The sequence below is a fragment of the Knoellia sinensis KCTC 19936 genome (assembly GCF_000768705.1).
In the GTDB taxonomy this organism is placed as follows: domain Bacteria; phylum Actinomycetota; class Actinomycetes; order Actinomycetales; family Dermatophilaceae; genus Knoellia; species Knoellia sinensis.
Genome location: NZ_AVPJ01000043.1, coordinates 1 through 2,099, shown reverse-complemented (window position 1 = coordinate 2,099; position 2,099 = coordinate 1). Strand labels below are relative to the sequence as shown.

At 67.0% G+C, this 2,099-nt stretch carries 2 protein-coding genes; one reads left to right on the top strand and one right to left on the bottom strand.

The features are described 5' to 3' along the window. Positions 1 to 570: 570 nt before the first annotated feature. A complete protein-coding gene (locus N802_RS19080) occupies positions 571 to 882 on the bottom strand; it encodes a putative quinol monooxygenase (protein WP_003941073.1) in 312 nt (103 codons plus the stop codon). 108 nt (positions 883 to 990) lie between these two features. On the opposite strand from N802_RS19080, the gene N802_RS19075 reads away from it, so the two are divergent. After that, a complete protein-coding gene (locus tag N802_RS19075; RefSeq protein ID WP_003941078.1) occupies positions 991 to 1,932 on the top strand; it encodes a GlxA family transcriptional regulator in 942 nt (313 codons plus the stop codon). Positions 1,933 to 2,099: the final 167 nt, after the last annotated feature.

The following is a 2,099-nucleotide window of genomic DNA, read 5'->3' as shown; positions in this document are numbered from 1 at the left end:
TGCGGACCGACGCGCCCGGCCGACCTACACCGTCATCTGAGAAGACCCCGGAAACGTCTTCGACGACGACGGGACCGGCGAGGAGGAGGGTGCGGTGAGCTAAAGGAATGGAGCTTGCTCGGCTTCGACGCCGCCGCAAGCTCCGGTGAAACGGTCGGTACTGGTCGGTCGTCGTCGGTCACCACCGGATGGCGGCGTCCCCCACGCTCGGCGTTTGCGCAGGTCAGCGGCTCGTTCGCCCAGTGGGCGCATCAAGCGATAGACGCAAAGCCGACGTGATTAGGTCGTCGGTTCGATTCCGACAGGCGGCTCCGGCGAACAGCCCCTGACCTGCGGAAACGCAGGGCAGGGGCGGTTCGGTTCTGGTGGTCGCGCGATGCGCTGGCCTCACGGCTCTGCCCGACACCGACGTCGCTCTCCTCTGCGACGGACCCCTAGCCGGCTGAGCGCTCGCGGCCGGCATCCTGTCCGTGTGCCGATAGGCCTCGCACCGCTCGGCAACGCAGCGTGGCGTTGCGTCGCGACCTGGCGACGGCTCGGCGGGGCGCGATCGTCTCGTGCGTTGGCGGACTACGGGAGCTTGGACGCGAGGACGTCGGCCGCCAGGATCTCGGGTGCTGCGCCGAGGAGGTGCTGGTTGGCCATCAGGGCTGCGACGATGGCGCCGTTGGCGTGGGCGTCGCGAGCGGCCTCGTCGGGGAATGCATCGAAGATCCAGAAGGTGTCGGCGTGGGTCCTGACCGCGAACCAGACAATCGTTCCTACTTCTTCGTTGGCGAGCGCGACAGCGCCGGCGAGCAGATCGGCGAGCGCGTCGTGCTGTCCATCGGCCGCGACGATCTTGGCGACGAAGGCATACGGAAGTGATGCGGGTGTGGACATGAGGGGTTCTCCTAGGTGTCGAGGTTTCTTGGTGAAGCGAGTTCAGCGTATGACGAGCAAGGGCATGTGAGAAGTGGCGTATACGGCAGTATTGCTATTGTTCGCGCCATGCGTATCGGACTGATCGCGATCGACGGCTGCTTCGGTTCGGCTGTCGCGTCGGTCATCGACATCGTGCGGGTGGCCGACGGAGCCCGCGGCGATGTCGACCCGCGGATCGACCCGATCGAACTCGCCATCCTCGGACCGAAACGGAGAGTGACCACGACGGCATCGATGACCCTGTCGGTGGACCACCCGCTGTCGGAGTCCGCAGAGTTCGACGTGGTCGTCGTCCCTGCGCTTGGAACCCTCACGGCCGCCGCTACCAACGACGCCCTCCAGAGCCGAGATGCTCGTTCGGTCATCGCCTCGCTCGGGCGCCTCGACGACGCGACCACCCGGATCGCCGCGGCGTGCACCGGCGTGTTCGCTGTCGCCGAGACCGGACGGATGCATCATCGGCGGGCGACGACCAGCTGGTTCCTGGGGCCGGAGTTCCTGAAGCGCTATCCGACCGTCGCCCTCGATCTCGACACCATGGTCGTGGTCGACGGGAACCTCGTCACCGCCGGCGCCGCGTTCGCCCACATCGACCTCGCGCTCTCACTCGTGCGATCGATCAGCCCCGACCTGGCCCAACATGTCGCCAAGCTCCTCATCATCGACGAGCGTCCGTCGCAGGCGGCCTTCGTCGCCTACGAACATCTCCGGCACGAGGACCCGATCGTCGTCGAGTTCGAACGCTTCGTGCGCGCCCGCCTGGACGAACCGTTCAACGTCGCCTTCGTCGCGCAGTCGCTCGGCACCAGCCGGCGCACCCTCGAACGACGAGTCCGTGCGGCGCTCAACCTCACTCCGCTCGGCTTCGTCCAACGGCTTCGCATCGAACGAGCTCGGCACCTCTCAGCAACCACGGACCTTACCTCCGCCGAGATCGCGCTACGGGTCGGCTACGCGAACGCCGAGACTCTGCGCTCCCTCCTGCGTAGGGAGCGACGCCGTTCCTGACCTATCGCCATGCCTGTAGCCGGTGTCCTAGTGCTCGACTGGAACCACCTCTCAGCACGTCGCGTCGACGCTCCTGCGTCGCCCCTGGACGACCCACTCGACACGCCCGCAGCACAGGCCATGTGACGTGTCCCGGCTTCCCGGACGGTCGGGGTTGGGTGGCTGTG

Bases quoted from the DNA above. Each gene is read 5' to 3' on its own strand.
- N802_RS19075 (WP_003941078.1), top strand. From the start codon at position 991: ATGCGTATCGGACTGATCGCGATCGACGGCTGCTTCGGTTCGGCTGTC.
- N802_RS19080 (WP_003941073.1), bottom strand. From the start codon at position 882: ATGTCCACACCCGCATCACTTCCGTATGCCTTCGTCGCCAAGATCGTC.